The organism is Tenacibaculum aestuariivivum, assembly GCF_964507685.1.
GTDB classification, from domain to species: domain Bacteria; phylum Bacteroidota; class Bacteroidia; order Flavobacteriales; family Flavobacteriaceae; genus Polaribacter; species Polaribacter aestuariivivum.
In genome coordinates this window covers 2298580-2311747 of record NZ_OZ208414.1, presented here as the reverse complement: position 1 = coordinate 2311747, position 13168 = coordinate 2298580, and the positions used below count along the sequence as shown (strand labels likewise).

General features: G+C 28.2%; 12 protein-coding genes and 7 tRNA genes. 10 read left to right on the top strand and 9 right to left on the bottom strand.

The window, feature by feature from the left end; all coding sequences use genetic code 11:
• Positions 1–158: 158 nt before the first annotated feature.
• The 4 genes from ACN5J4_RS10470 (at position 159) to ACN5J4_RS10455 (ending at position 1033) form a co-directional block, all read left to right on the top strand.
• Complete coding sequence (locus ACN5J4_RS10470) at positions 159–605, top strand: GNAT family N-acetyltransferase (protein WP_418649932.1); 447 nt, start codon at positions 159–161, stop codon at positions 603–605.
• Between the two features lie 119 nt (positions 606–724).
• A tRNA-Gly gene (locus tag ACN5J4_RS10465) sits at positions 725–797 on the top strand.
• Positions 798–842: 45 nt separating this feature from the next.
• Positions 843–915 (top strand) — tRNA-Gly (locus ACN5J4_RS10460).
• Between the two features lie 45 nt (positions 916–960).
• Positions 961–1033, top strand: a tRNA-Gly gene (locus ACN5J4_RS10455).
• Positions 1034–1262: 229 nt separating this feature from the next.
• Here ACN5J4_RS10455 and ACN5J4_RS10450 read toward each other — a convergent pair.
• Positions 1263–1910 carry a rhomboid family intramembrane serine protease gene (locus ACN5J4_RS10450; protein WP_418649931.1) on the bottom strand — a complete coding sequence of 216 codons (648 nt, stop codon included), beginning with the start codon at positions 1908–1910 and terminating at the stop codon, positions 1263–1265.
• Positions 1911–2001: 91 nt separating this feature from the next.
• On the opposite strand from ACN5J4_RS10450, the gene ACN5J4_RS10445 reads away from it, so the two are divergent.
• Positions 2002–2904, top strand: a complete 903-nt coding sequence (locus tag ACN5J4_RS10445) for a lysophospholipid acyltransferase family protein (protein ID WP_418649930.1) — start codon at positions 2002–2004, stop codon at positions 2902–2904.
• Positions 2905–3036: 132 nt separating this feature from the next.
• Here the strand turns inward: ACN5J4_RS10445 and ACN5J4_RS10440 are convergent.
• Together ACN5J4_RS10440 and bshB1 are read right to left on the bottom strand one after the other, a co-directional pair.
• Positions 3037–3112 (bottom strand) — tRNA-His (locus ACN5J4_RS10440).
• A 54-nt stretch (positions 3113–3166) separates the two neighbouring features.
• Complete coding sequence (gene bshB1, locus ACN5J4_RS10435; RefSeq protein WP_418649929.1) at positions 3167–3883, bottom strand: bacillithiol biosynthesis deacetylase BshB1; 717 nt, start codon at positions 3881–3883, stop codon at positions 3167–3169.
• Positions 3884–4002: 119 nt separating this feature from the next.
• Between bshB1 and ACN5J4_RS10430 the strand changes: the two genes are divergently transcribed.
• Genes ACN5J4_RS10430 through ACN5J4_RS10420 form a run of 3 tightly spaced genes read left to right on the top strand, consistent with a single transcriptional unit; the run spans position 4003 to position 5750 of the window.
• Positions 4003–4761 (top strand): Rossmann-like and DUF2520 domain-containing protein, encoded by a 759-nt coding sequence (locus ACN5J4_RS10430; protein ID WP_418649928.1) that lies wholly within the window; start codon positions 4003–4005, stop codon positions 4759–4761.
• A complete protein-coding gene (locus ACN5J4_RS10425) occupies positions 4745–5272 on the top strand; it encodes a KdsC family phosphatase (protein ID WP_418649927.1) in 528 nt (175 codons plus the stop codon). Before ACN5J4_RS10430 ends, ACN5J4_RS10425 begins: the two co-directional genes overlap by 17 nt.
• Before the next feature lie 52 nt (positions 5273–5324).
• Entirely contained in the window at positions 5325–5750 is a 426-nt protein-coding gene (locus ACN5J4_RS10420) for a DUF2147 domain-containing protein (protein ID WP_418649926.1), read from the top strand.
• A gap of 1616 nt (positions 5751–7366) precedes the next feature.
• On the opposite strand, the gene ACN5J4_RS10415 is transcribed toward ACN5J4_RS10420, so the two are convergent.
• The 4 genes from ACN5J4_RS10415 to ACN5J4_RS10400 all read right to left on the bottom strand — a co-directional run bounded on the left by ACN5J4_RS10415 (position 7367) and on the right by ACN5J4_RS10400 (position 9791).
• A tRNA-Arg gene (locus tag ACN5J4_RS10415) sits at positions 7367–7440 on the bottom strand.
• A gap of 29 nt (positions 7441–7469) precedes the next feature.
• A tRNA-Pro gene (locus ACN5J4_RS10410) sits at positions 7470–7544 on the bottom strand.
• A 15-nt stretch (positions 7545–7559) separates the two neighbouring features.
• A tRNA-Ser gene (locus tag ACN5J4_RS10405) sits at positions 7560–7643 on the bottom strand.
• Between the two features lie 99 nt (positions 7644–7742).
• Positions 7743–9791 carry an HD family phosphohydrolase gene (locus tag ACN5J4_RS10400; protein WP_418649925.1) on the bottom strand — a complete coding sequence of 683 codons (2049 nt, stop codon included), beginning with the start codon at positions 9789–9791 and terminating at the stop codon, positions 7743–7745.
• Between the two features lie 106 nt (positions 9792–9897).
• On the opposite strand from ACN5J4_RS10400, the gene ACN5J4_RS10395 reads away from it, so the two are divergent.
• Together ACN5J4_RS10395 and ACN5J4_RS10390 are read left to right on the top strand one after the other, a co-directional pair.
• A complete protein-coding gene (locus ACN5J4_RS10395; protein ID WP_418649924.1) occupies positions 9898–11073 on the top strand; it encodes an acetyl-CoA C-acyltransferase in 1176 nt (391 codons plus the stop codon).
• Between the two features lie 19 nt (positions 11074–11092).
• Positions 11093–11905, top strand: coding sequence for an NlpC/P60 family protein (locus ACN5J4_RS10390; RefSeq protein WP_418649923.1), 813 nt, complete (start codon positions 11093–11095; stop codon positions 11903–11905).
• A gap of 75 nt (positions 11906–11980) precedes the next feature.
• Here the strand turns inward: ACN5J4_RS10390 and ACN5J4_RS10385 are convergent, their stop codons facing one another.
• Both ACN5J4_RS10385 and ACN5J4_RS10380 read right to left on the bottom strand, forming a co-directional pair.
• Positions 11981–12133, bottom strand: coding sequence for a DUF2196 domain-containing protein (locus ACN5J4_RS10385; protein ID WP_418649922.1), 153 nt, complete (start codon positions 12131–12133; stop codon positions 11981–11983).
• Between the two features lie 75 nt (positions 12134–12208).
• Positions 12209–12400 (bottom strand): cold-shock protein, encoded by a 192-nt coding sequence (locus tag ACN5J4_RS10380; RefSeq protein ID WP_418649921.1) that lies wholly within the window; start codon positions 12398–12400, stop codon positions 12209–12211.
• Between the last annotated feature and the right edge of the window lie 768 nt (positions 12401–13168).

Sequence of the window (13168 nt, the reverse complement as noted above, 5' to 3'; positions counted from 1 at the left end):
AATTTTGAATTATTTTCATTAAAAAAAACAAAACACCTAATAATAATGCAAAAAAAGGTATTTATTTACTTACTAAACATAAAAAATAAGTTTATTTTATCAAAACACTACCAGTTTATGTATTTTCTTAGTTACTTTACACTTTATAATTATTTTTCATGAATATAAATTTCAAATTAATACAAAAAGAAGAAATATTATCAATTCTTCCTTTACTTCAAAAAACCAATACCACAACACCTCGTGATATACTAAAAAAAAGAGTGCTAGAAATGGCTAACTATAATACCTATGAGTGTATTGGTGTTTTTGATGCTAATAGTTTAATCGGCATTTGTGGGTTATGGTACAGTACACGCCATTATATAGGTAAAAGTGTAGAGCCAGACCATGTAATTATAAATGAAAAATACAGAGGTAATAAACTAGGCACTAAGTTTTTTAATTGGCTATACAAATACACTAAAGAAAAAGGTTGTGAGGCCATGGAATTAAACACGTACACTGGAAACAGAAAATCACATAAATTTTATTACAATGAAGGTTTTGAAATCTATGGCTTTCATTTTCTGAAAGTTATGAGAGAAGACAAAAATTTCTATTAATTTTTCACAAAAAAACATTGACATTATTAAAAACTATTATATATTTGCAACCGCTTAACACAAATAACCTATTATTTTAATTAAGCACTGTACACAACAACAGTATAATCTTTACCAATGCGAAAGTAGCTCAGTTGGTAGAGCGTCAGCCTTCCAAGCTGAATGTCGCCAGTTCGAACCTGGTCTTTCGCTCAAATTAAATTATTGTAGCAATTACAATAAAAAATCTTTACCAATGCGAAAGTAGCTCAGTTGGTAGAGCGTCAGCCTTCCAAGCTGAATGTCGCCAGTTCGAACCTGGTCTTTCGCTCAAATTAAATTATTGTAGCAATTACAATAAAAAATCTTTACCAATGCGAAAGTAGCTCAGTTGGTAGAGCGTCAGCCTTCCAAGCTGAATGTCGCCAGTTCGAACCTGGTCTTTCGCTCAAAAATCCGAAACTTATGTTTCGGATTTTTTTTATATTCATTTTTTAAACAATACATACGTTATTTTAAAATACATTTGTATTTTTAAGAGTTTTTAAAAAATAACATCCTACTCTAACACTAATTACATCAATTTATAGAATTATTTTTTGTTTTTCTTAAAAAAAAATAGTGAGTGCGGAAATCGAGAAATAGCTTCAAAAAATTACTTTAATTGTTTTTATAATACTATTGTTTTATTTTCAATTTACCACTAAATAAAAATAAACTTACGATGATTACTCCAATAACTCCTATCATTATTGTATTATTTTCAATAACGCTAGGCTTTAATAATATAGTAAGTACATAACCCCCAATGGCACCTCCTAAATGTGCGGAATGCCCGATATTACCTACCTGATTTTTCATTCCATAAATAGAATATAATAAATACCCAACTCCAAAAACATAACCTGGCAAAGGAAGTGGTATTGGAAACATGATCAACGTCATATTAGGATACAATATAATTGCCGAAAATACAATTCCAGAAACAGCTCCTGAAGCACCAACCGCACTATAATAATAATCTTTCTTATGTTGATATAATGTATACACACTACCTGCTAATAAACTCCCTATGTAAATAAATAAAAAATAAGTTGTTCCAAAATTAACTAACACTACTTTTCCAAATAAATAAAATGCATACATATTAAACCCTAAATGCATCCAATCAGCATGTAAAAAACCAGAAGTTAACATACGTAATTTTTCTCCATTAATTATTTTCTTTATCTGAAATTTATATCGATCAAAAAAAACAACATCTTTAAAACCTTTATAAGAAACTAACACGTTTGCTATTATTAGTAGTAAAATAACTTTATTCATATTATCTATTTATAAGTACAAACATAATCAAAACTTAATAAAGTAAATGATTCATATTTTAATGCGATATTTGCATTTTTAAAATTAAAATATGAATCTATTAACTTTTACACTTACCTACCCTTTTATTTGGTTAATTTCTAAACTACCAATGAAAGTATTGTATCTTTTTTCTAATTTCTTCTTCTTTATATTATACTACATTATAGGTTACAGAAAAAAAATAGTTACTTCAAATTTAAAAACAGCTTTTCCTACTAAGAATGAAACTGAAATAAAACAATTAACTAAAAAGTTTTCTAGCCACTTTGTTGACTTAATTTTTGAAAGTATTAAATCTTTCTCTATCAGTAAAAAAGAAATAGATAAACGCTACAAATACTTAAACACAGATTTAATAAATAAATACGCAAAAGAAGGTCGAAGTATTGTTTTAACAGGAGCACACCAAGCGAATTGGGAGTGGGTTTTTGCGTTACCCCCACACATTAACATTAATTGTTACGGCGCATACACAAAACTACAAAACGCTTATTTTGAGAATGTTATAAAAAAATCTAGACGTAAATATGGTTTTGATGGTGTACCTACTAGATTATTTAATAAAAAAATAAATGAACGACAAGCTAAAGGAATACAAAGCTTATATATTTTATTAAGCGACCAATCCCCTCAGTTAGCGAGAGCAAGATATTGGACTAATTTTTTAAATGAAAACATACCTGTACATACAGGCCCTGAAATTTTAGCTAAAAAATATAATTTAGTAGTAATAAACATGAATACTAAAAAAATAAAAAGAGGTTATTTTGAAACAACATTTGAATTAATTTCAGATACTCCTAATGATTTTGAAAATTATCAACTTACTGATAAGTTTTTAAAAATAACAGAAAGAAATATTAAAACACAACCAGCTTTTTACCTATGGTCACACAAACGTTTTAAACACAAAAATAAATATGAAGAATGGCTTAAAATCAGAAAAAAATAGAGCTTATTTAAATTTCAGATCAAAAAAATATAATAGAAAAATAAGAAACAACACAACCTTTACCTCTTATTTTTATTTAGTTTAAATTTTATGCACAAAAAAATCCTTCTTTAAAAGAAGGATTTTATTTTTGGGTGGAAGACGGGATTCGAACCCGCGACCCTCGGTACCACAAACCGATACTCTAACCAACTGAGCTACAACCACCATTTAATTTCGAGTGCAAATATACAACAGTTTATCTGTTTCGCCAAACTTTTTTTTAAATTAATTTACTTAAATTTTCAACAGCAACATAACGCTCTGACGTAAAGCCCTCTGCATATTCAACCCCTATCAACCTTCCTAAATCTTTTGCCCTATAATTTATACTATCTATAAAGTTTTTACTTGTTATTGGCGTTTCAGGCTCACTACTATTAGGGTCAAAAAACTGAGAAGAATACGCCAAAACTGATTTTTCCTTTATACTCATAAAACCAGTTACATCAACCACAAAATCTGGTTCAATATTTTTCCATTGAATATAATGATAGACTTGTTTTGGTCGCCATTTATCTTGTTTTTTTCCATCTAAACTTGTTTCAATTTTTTTTAACCCACTTAAAAAACAAGCATTAAACACCAAATCACTTCCTTTTTTATGATCTATATGCCTATCATCAATAGCATTACATAATACTGTTTCAGGCTGATATTTACGAAGCATTTGTATAATAGCTAATTGATGCTGTTTATTATTAATAAAAAAACCATCCGCAAAGCCTAAATTTTCACGTACTAACACCCCTAGTATAGTAGCAGCATTAGTAGCTTCTTTGTACCGCAACTCAGCAGAACCACGAGTACCTAACTCTCCTCTTGTTAAATCTACAATTCCTACTTTTTTTCCTAACGAAATTTCTTTTGCTATGGTAGCACCACACCCCAACTCTACATCATCAGGATGTGCCCCAAAGGCTAATATATCTAGTTTCATATTTCTCTATTTTATAAAGCTAATTTACAAAAAACCACTATAAAATAATTGTTTTTTAAAGTGTCATTTTTTTTTAAATGCTTTAATCACTATAATATAAATTCAATATCTTCGTAGCTATGATTAGAGTTGTAATTATTGGTGGTGGAAATGTAGCAACACATTTAGCAGAGGCTTTTTTTAAAGTAAAAGAAGTTAATTTAATTCAAATGTATGCCCGAAAGCTAACACAAATTGAACATTTTAAAAATCAAACTGCTATCACAAATAATTTAAGATTACTTGTAGCTGCCGACGTTTATATTATTGCAGTTACTGATAATGCTATTAGTGAAGTTTCATTACATATTGATAAAAAAAATAGTTTAGTTGTACATACATCAGGTAGCACCCCTTTAAACTCCTTAAAAAATAATGGTGGAAAAGGAGTTTTTTATCTTTTACAAAGTTTTTCAAAAAACAGAAAAGTTAATTTTAATAAAATTCCGTTTTGTTTAGAGGCTGAAAACAAGCAAGATTTAAAACTGTTGAAAACACTTGCTGAAACAATTGGAAAAAAAATATATACCATTAATTCTGAACAACGAAAAACATTACATGTAGCAGCTGTTTTTGTAAATAACTTTACTAATCATTTATATAAGATTGGTAAAGATATTTGTAAAAAAAATCAAATTCCTTTTGAAATTTTACATCCTTTAATTAAAGAAACTGCTAAAAAAATTACTGTGCTAAGTCCTGAAAAAGCACAAACTGGCCCTGCTAAAAGAAACGATGAAAAAACAATTTTAAATCATTTAGATTTATTAAATAAAGAACAACAAAAAATTTATCAAATTATTACAAAATCAATTCAAAAAAATGAAAAAGAGTTATAAAGAAATATTACCTCGTATAAATACTTTTATTTTTGATGTAGACGGTGTTTTAACAAACGGAATTGTAACTATTTTTCCTAATGGTGAATTAGTGCGTCAAATGAATATTAAAGACGGATACGCCTTAAAAGCAGCTGTCAACGCAGGGTTTAGAGTGTGTATTATTTCTGGCGGAACCAATGAAGGTGTACGCATACGTTTATCTAAATTAGGTATTACAGATATTTATTTGGGTGCTCATGATAAAATTAAACAATTTAACGAATTAATTAGTAAATACAATTTAAACCCTAAAAATGTGTTATATATGGGTGATGACATTCCTGATTATCCCGTAATGAAATTAGTTGGAATGCCTTGTTGCCCTAATGATGCTGCTAGAGAAATCCAACAATTATCAAAATATATCTCTGATAAAAATGGCGGTGAAGGTTGTGCTCGAGATATTTTAGAGCAAACATTAAAAGTGCAAGGAAAATGGTCTGAAAACTTTGATGCCCAATATGATTAACATTTATTATTGGAGTAATTTTTGAATAACTATTTTATAAAAACATGAAAACATGAAAAAATTATTTTTAAGTAGCTTATTACTTATAGTAACAATATCAATTAATGCTCAATCTATTTTTGGTAAATGGGAAAATAGAGATGAAGAAACTAATAAAGTAGATTCTGTAATTGAAATTTATAAAAAAAACGGAAAAGCTTTTGCTAAAATTATTGAAATCACGGATAAAGAGAGACAAAAAGCTTTGTGCGATAAATGTAATGGTAAACGCAAAAATGCACCAATTTTAGGGATGGAAATTTTAACTGGTTTAAAAAAAAATAATTCTGAATGGAGTGGCGGTACTATTTTAGACCCTAAAAATGGTAAAGAATATAAATGTTATATTGAGCTTGAATCTAGTAATAAGTTGAAAATACGTGGTTATATTGGTTTTGCTCTTTTTGGAAGAACGACCTATTGGCATCGAAAAACTTAAATTCGTTATTTATAAAAAACTCCAGTATAATGGAGTTTTTTCACCTTATTTTAAATAAAATAAAAAAAAGGCATTAACATACCACAAAACACTTTAAATAAAAAAACACACTTAGCTATCAAAATATAATAAAAACACATTACTTCTCTCAAATAGCTTTTTTTTTGATATAAATTGACTTATACTTAAATCAAAAACAAGTATTGTTTTATTATTATATTAATTTTTTCTAAATAAACTGAAATTTAAGACGAACATCTTTTATTATCGTTACAAATTATCACTAGCTTTAAATTTGTTTCTGTTACAACACATTCACTTTTACACTTCCTATAGGTACCATTTATGTCAGAAATTTATAATAAAAAATATCATTATTTTTTTGACTAATAAAGCTCAAAAAAGTATTGGTAGTATCTTTTTGTTTACAATCTATTAAGCAAAAAAATAATACTTTATAAGTGTTCTTAATACACCAAAATAAAAAATTATAGAATAAAGAAAAATTAAATTTTTCCATATCCTATGAAAATCTATTGGTTATAACTATATAAAGTACTAGATCCTTATTTTGATACAACAAAGCCTAAGACAAACTATCAGTAATACATTTCTATTTTATAGAGCTAAAAGCAACTCTAAAGGTTTCTTTGGGTCAATCCCTGAATTTATCAGTGAATTGAAATAGGGTTTAATTTTTTACAAAAAAACAGGTTTGAATTCCTATATATTTATAAAAAGTTTTGCTTCCTGAGCTAATAGTTACACATTTTAATATAATAAATAATTAAAGGCTAAACTTTATCTTTATTTTGAAGATAAAAAAGCTGCCTTTAAAAAGTTTTCAAAACATCTAATTATTTCTCATGGTTTTCATAGAGAGGTAGGTTACTGTTCAAGATTTTTCATTAAAAGGAAAAACAGTGTTACTTCATGTAAAACGAAGAAGATGTCTTAATAGAATAATCCAAAAAGTAATACAAATAGATTGGAATTTAATAACACAGAGAACTCCCATGACCGTTAAGTTTACTTTTTTTTATAAATCACTAGGCAGTATTAAAGCTAGTAACTGTAGCACTACAGCTAGCTCTTATGGTCTGGATGGTAAAAAAGTAGCAAAAACAATTTAGAAACTATTTAAGTAATTTTAAACAATGAAAATAAAAATTCCATAAATGACTGTCTACTATTTATTTAAAACACTTAACACAAGTCTTTATAAGTAAAATATAACTCCATACTATTATTACCAACAAAAAAACTAAAAGTAAAACAGATAGTATCGTTTCTATCATTACAAAAACGAATGCTAAACAAGTGATAGGTAAACTTCTTAAAATTCCTAACTCACAACGCTATAAAGTCTAAGAAATCACTTTATATATAGGTAATTTTATAAAGTTGACTACTAAATAATTTAAATTATATATCTATACTCAATTACTTTAATTATAGAAATATAAAGCTCTTCTAGTAGTTTAGATTGACTAAAATATTTGCCTAACCAAAATTCTAGTCAAGGTCTTATATGAAGAGATATGATAAAAGAAACTACAAGCCTTATGAAACATAACAATACAAAAAAGCCTCACTATTTCTAGTGAAGCTTTAAGTGAGCCCTGGAGGATTCGAACCTCCGACCGCCTCCTTAGAAGGGAGGTGCTCTATCCAGCTGAGCTAAGAGCCCGTAGTTTTTATGTTTCTACGAAAACAGTGTCGGGGTGGCAGGATTCGAACCTGCGACCTCCTCGTCCCAAACGAGGCGCGATGACCGGGCTACGCTACACCCCGAGTGCAATTTAATTGCGGAGAGACAGGGACTCGAACCCTGGCGACAGTCACCCGTCGACAGATTAGCAATCTGCTCCATTACCACTCTGGCACCTCTCCTTTGAATTAAAAAACTGTTAAATACAACAGTATTAAATTGCGAGTGCAAATATATATCTAATTTAAAGATCTCACAAGTTTTTTTTTAAAAAAAACACACTAATCAGGGTACTCAACTCGTAAGTAATAGATACTCATTAATTTACTTTTAATAATTTTTTTTATTTTTTCTATCTCTCTAAAGGTTATATTGGAATTGATATACTGATTATCGTTTTTTTGCTTATCGATAATTTTATCTATTAAAATATCAATAGATTGTGCTGTTGGATTTTTCAAACTTTTTGACGCTGCTTCTGCCGCATCACACATCATTAAAATTGCTGTTTCTTTTGAAAAAGGTATAGGTCCCTGATATTGAAATTTTTTAATATCTACCTCCTCATCTGGATTTTCTTCCAATTCTTTTTTATAAAAATAATATGTAACACTTGTTCCGTGATGAGTTCTAATAAAATCAATAATTCTATCTGGTAATTTATTTTTCTTTGCTATTTCAATTCCTTTAATAACATGTTCTAAAATTATTTTAGCACTTTCTTGTGGTAATAAATCATTATGTGGGTTTACCCCTGTTGATTGATTTTCTGTAAAATACATTGGGGTTGCCATTTTTCCAATATCATGGTACAAAGCACCTGTCCTAACCAACATAGAGTTGGCTCCTATTTCATTAGCAGCTGCTTCTGCTAAGTTTGCAACTTGCATCGAGTGCTGAAAAGTTCCTGGGGCTTTTTCATTCAAGTCTCTCAATAGTTTTGAATTAGTATTTGACAACTCTAACAAAGTAACGTCTGAAACTAATCCGAATAATTTTTCATAAAAATAAATAAAGAATACCACTAAAAATGATAATAATCCATTTGTTGCAAATAATCCAAAATACAACCAATTTACTTTATCAATACTCCCTTCTTTTAAAATAGAAAATGCAAAATAGGTTATCATGTAAATTAAAGTGATCTGCCCTACTGAAATAAATAAACTTGCTCTTTTATAAAGCTCTGAAACTGTTAATATAGTTACAATACCTGCAATTATATGTAAATAAATAAACTCAAAACTATTAGGTACTATAAAACCTAATAATAACACAGTAAGTACGTGTGTAAAAAAACCTAATCTGGCATCAAAAAAGGTTTTTAATATAATTGGTAAAATACTTAAAGGAACAATATATAAATATTCTGAATTATACTTAACAACAAGTGTTTGTATAAAAATCATAAAGAAAACATTAAAAAAAATAAAGGTTACTTTATTATTATCATTAAAAATTTCTAAGCGATATTTATTAAGAAATAACAATAGCATTAATAGAGCTAAGGCAACTAAAATAGTATATCCAAAAACAATCCAATTATAATTAGATTTTGTTAAAATTTGTGAGCTTGATGCTTTTTCGTAAGATTTTAACACATTAAATTTTTTACCTTTTACAATGTCTCCTTTTAATATAATTAATTCTCCTTTTGATACTTTTCCTTTAGCATAGGATATATTTTGTAATGTTTCAGTTAATTCTTTATTACTATATTTGGTATCAAAAATTACATTAGGCTCTAAAGATTCTGATAATTTATTTAAAAGTATATCCTGTTTTTGAATATTAAGTTTATTTGTGTTCGCTAAAATAAATTTTAATATATCTTTTGATTGTACTAATTTCGAAAAAGGAATATCTTCTATAGCATTTCCTTTTCTTAACACTATAAATTCTTCTCCATTGGCTCTAGTAGTACTTGCATCATCTAAAAAACCATATTTGTATATTTTTTTAATAATATACTCTCCTGTTTCTTTTAGAATTGCCTTATCTTTTGCTGATAATGAATCTAAAATCGTTATTTTATTTTGATAAGTATTTAAAACAAGCTTTTGCACCTCTTCGTTATATACAAAATACTTTTTAACATTTGATCTTATTTCATTAGTTTCTTCAGTAATTTCTGTAGTTGTTTTTTGAATAGCAAAATCAAATGGAGCATATAAATTATCATACTGCCAAGGTTTCCCTTGAGGAAAATCATATTTAAACTGTCCTCGTTTAGGAAACAAATAAACTATTGCTACTACTGCTATTAAAAATAATAACACCTTATATATTATTGCATTATTTTTATAAAGTTTATTAATAAAATCGTTCATTTTTTATATTTAAGATTGTAAATATAACCTTTCTCTATTATTTGAGTACTTGTTATAAAATGGTTATTTTCGCAATAGAAATATATAACACAATACACCCATAAGTATGAAAGAAGTAGTTATTGTATCAGTGGCAAGAACGCCAATAGGTAGTTTTTTAGGAACTTTATCAACTACACCCGCTCCAAAATTAGGAGCAGTAGCTATTAAAGGCGCTTTAAATAAAATAAACTTACAGCCCGAAATGATTGATGAAGTTTTCATGGGTAATGTAGTTTCTGCAGGTATTGGGCAAGCCCCTGCAAGACAAGCTGCTATTTTTGCAGGTATTCCTAATACAGTACCTTGTACTACTATAAACAAAGTGTGCTCTTCTGGTATGAAAGCTATAATGTTAGCAGCTCAAACAATTGCTTTAGGTAATGCTGACATTGTTGTAGCTGGAGGTATGGAAAACATGAGTATGATTCCTCATTACCAACATGCAAGAACAGCAACTAGGTTTGGACCTATTAATATGGAAGATGGTTTGCAAAAAGATGGCTTAGTCGATGCCTATGAACAAGTAGCTATGGGTGTTTTTGCTGATACATGTGCTACTGCTTATAATTTATCTAGACAAGATCAAGATGATTACGCTATCGAATCATACAAACGGTCTAATAACGCTTGGAAAGAAGGTAAATTTAATGATGAAATTGTACCTGTAACAATACCTCAACGACGTGGTAATGCTATTATTTTTTCGGAAGATGAAGAATATAAAAACATAAAAATAGAAAAAATACCTACTTTACGTACTGCATTTACTAAAGGAGGAACGGTAACAGCTGCTAACGCATCAACAATAAACGATGGTGGTGCTGCCTTAATTTTAATGTCTGCAGAAAAAGCTAGTGAATTAAACTTAACACCTCTTGCTAAAATAAAAGGATATGCTGATGCTGCTCATGACTCAAAATGGTTCACAACAGCACCTTCAAAAGCTTTACCAAAAGCATTAAACAAAGCTGGTATTACGATTAACGATGTTGATTATTTTGAATTAAACGAGGCTTTTTCAGTAGTTAGTTTAGCTAATATGAAAATTTTAGGTTTATCAGCTGATAAGGTAAATATAAATGGAGGTGCCGTTTCATTAGGCCATCCTTTAGGTGTTTCTGGAGCAAGAATTGTAATTGCCTTAACATCAATACTAAAGCAAAATAATGCTAAAATTGGAGCTGCTGCTATTTGTAATGGTGGTGGAGGTGCTAGTGCAATGGTAATTGAAAAAATTTAATATCTAATTAATTATCAAAATGTCTTTAACATCCTCAAATTATTCAACGCCAACCTTAATATTTTTTGGTATATGTAACTTAAGTATCATTCCTCTTCGACTAGAAGCAACTGACACTTCTGAAATGGTTAGTCAAGTTGTTTTTGGTGAACACTTTAAAGTTTTAGAAAAAACTAAGAACTGGAGTAAAATTCAATTAGCTTTTGATAATTATGAAGGATATATAGATAATAAACAGTATGAAGAAATAACTAAAGAGGTGTACAATTCTTTAACTGAAGAAAACAAGAGCTATGCTGGTGAATTAATTGACTTTATTACGGATAATAATCATAATTTAACCACTATTCCAATAGGCGCAAGACTCCCTTTTTATAAAAACAAAAAAACTCATATAAATACCACATCATACATTTATGATGGTAAAATATGTAATAAAAAGTTAGATAAATCAGCTATTATTAAAACAGCTTTTCTTTTTTTGAATGTACCCTATTTATGGGGAGGGAAGTCTCCTTTTGGTATCGACTGCTCTGGTTTTACCCAAACAGTTTATAAACTATGTGGTTATAATTTATTACGAGATGCTAAAGAGCAAGCTACACAAGGCGAAGTATTAAGTTTTATTGAAGAAAGTGAGCCTGGTGATTTAGCTTTTTTTGACAATGAAGATGGTAAAATTACACATGTTGGTATTATTATGAACGATTACAGTATTATTCATGCGCACGGAAAAGTTCGTATTGATAAGATAGATCATAGTGGTATTTACAATGTAGATACTCATAAACACACTCATAAATTAAGAGTTATAAAACGTTTTATTAGGTAATATTTAATAACCATTACGTTTAAAACTTCTTTTTCTATTATAGCTTTAACCCTACCAACTATACCTGAAGTTAGTTTATACATTTATTCGGTTAGGGTAATTTATATAGTTTGTTAATAACCGTTCCACAACACCGAAAGTTAGCACACCTAATTTTCGATGTTTTTTTTGTAGAATGTCAACACGCGAACCAATTTTAACATGCCCTCGACAAGTTCCATTTTTCATATAAAATTATATAAAAAAAACCCATCAGTGAACTGATAGGCTTCTTAAAAAAGTTTACTCTAGTAATAATATATATTATAATACTCTTACGTCAACAGCATTTAATCCTTTTTTTCCATCCTGTAATTCGAATTCAACCTCATCGTTTTCACGAATTTCATCGATTAATCCTGAAACATGAACAAAATGTTCTTTGTTTGATCCTTCTTCTGTAATAAATCCAAATCCTTTTGACTCGTTGAAGAATTTTACGGTACCTCTACTCATAATATAAAAAATATATGTTGCCTACTTAATTGACAGCAACGTTAATTGAATTGCAAATGTAATGCCAAATTATTAATAAACACCTAAATAATTGATTTTATTATAATTAAATATTTTCTACTAAAAAAACAAAATAATAACATTATTATATTTCATTTAAAAATTGTATTAATAATTAAAGGACATTTAAAATAGCACTCTACAACCCTCATACTGTAGTATATTTTTATTAATTCACTTAAAAAACGAAACTATATTACCTATAACATAACTAATAAGCATAAAATTATAAAATCAATAATGTTACTTAATTTATTACAGAATAAATTGAGTAACAATATCAAAAATTGTGGTTGAATTGAGATAAGTTTTAGGTTTTAGCAAAAAAAGACATTTATTCCTACATAGATTTATCAAAAGTTATGTTTCCATAACTAATAGTTACTCATTTTGATATCACTTAAGACATAAAACCGTGTAAGAATAAGCTTTATCTAATTATCTCTTACTGTTTTAATAGAGATATTATTGAGCAAGAAATGAATTTCTTAAAATCCCTAACTCACAATGAAATAAACTGAAACAAATCACTTTAAATATAGGTAATTAAATGAAACTGATTACTAAAAAAACTCAAGTTATCAATAGATTTTATGTACAGAAATTCGCTTTGAATACTTTAAGACTACACATATAAAACAATATTGATAAGTCCATAAAAAACAAGGGGTTAAAAATAACAACAAAATATATTCAACTAAAACTTTT

Excerpts from the sequence above, each read along its gene's own strand:
- bshB1 (WP_418649929.1), bottom strand. The coding sequence starts at position 3,883 with ATGAAACTAGATATATTAGCCTTTGGGGCACATCCTGATGATGTAGAG.
- ACN5J4_RS10445 (WP_418649930.1), top strand. The coding sequence starts at position 2,002 with ATGAATCTATTAACTTTTACACTTACCTACCCTTTTATTTGGTTAATT.
- ACN5J4_RS10470 (WP_418649932.1), top strand. The coding sequence starts at position 159 with ATGAATATAAATTTCAAATTAATACAAAAAGAAGAAATATTATCAATT.
- ACN5J4_RS10390 (WP_418649923.1), top strand. The coding sequence starts at position 11,093 with ATGTCTTTAACATCCTCAAATTATTCAACGCCAACCTTAATATTTTTT.
- ACN5J4_RS10380 (WP_418649921.1), bottom strand. The coding sequence starts at position 12,400 with ATGAGTAGAGGTACCGTAAAATTCTTCAACGAGTCAAAAGGATTTGGA.
- ACN5J4_RS10385 (WP_418649922.1), bottom strand. The coding sequence starts at position 12,133 with ATGAAAAATGGAACTTGTCGAGGGCATGTTAAAATTGGTTCGCGTGTT.
- ACN5J4_RS10450 (WP_418649931.1), bottom strand. The coding sequence starts at position 1,910 with ATGAATAAAGTTATTTTACTACTAATAATAGCAAACGTGTTAGTTTCT.
- ACN5J4_RS10400 (WP_418649925.1), bottom strand. The coding sequence starts at position 9,791 with ATGAACGATTTTATTAATAAACTTTATAAAAATAATGCAATAATATAT.
- ACN5J4_RS10425 (WP_418649927.1), top strand. The coding sequence starts at position 4,745 with ATGAAAAAGAGTTATAAAGAAATATTACCTCGTATAAATACTTTTATT.
- ACN5J4_RS10420 (WP_418649926.1), top strand. The coding sequence starts at position 5,325 with ATGAAAAAATTATTTTTAAGTAGCTTATTACTTATAGTAACAATATCA.
- ACN5J4_RS10395 (WP_418649924.1), top strand. The coding sequence starts at position 9,898 with ATGAAAGAAGTAGTTATTGTATCAGTGGCAAGAACGCCAATAGGTAGT.
- ACN5J4_RS10430 (WP_418649928.1), top strand. The coding sequence starts at position 4,003 with ATGATTAGAGTTGTAATTATTGGTGGTGGAAATGTAGCAACACATTTA.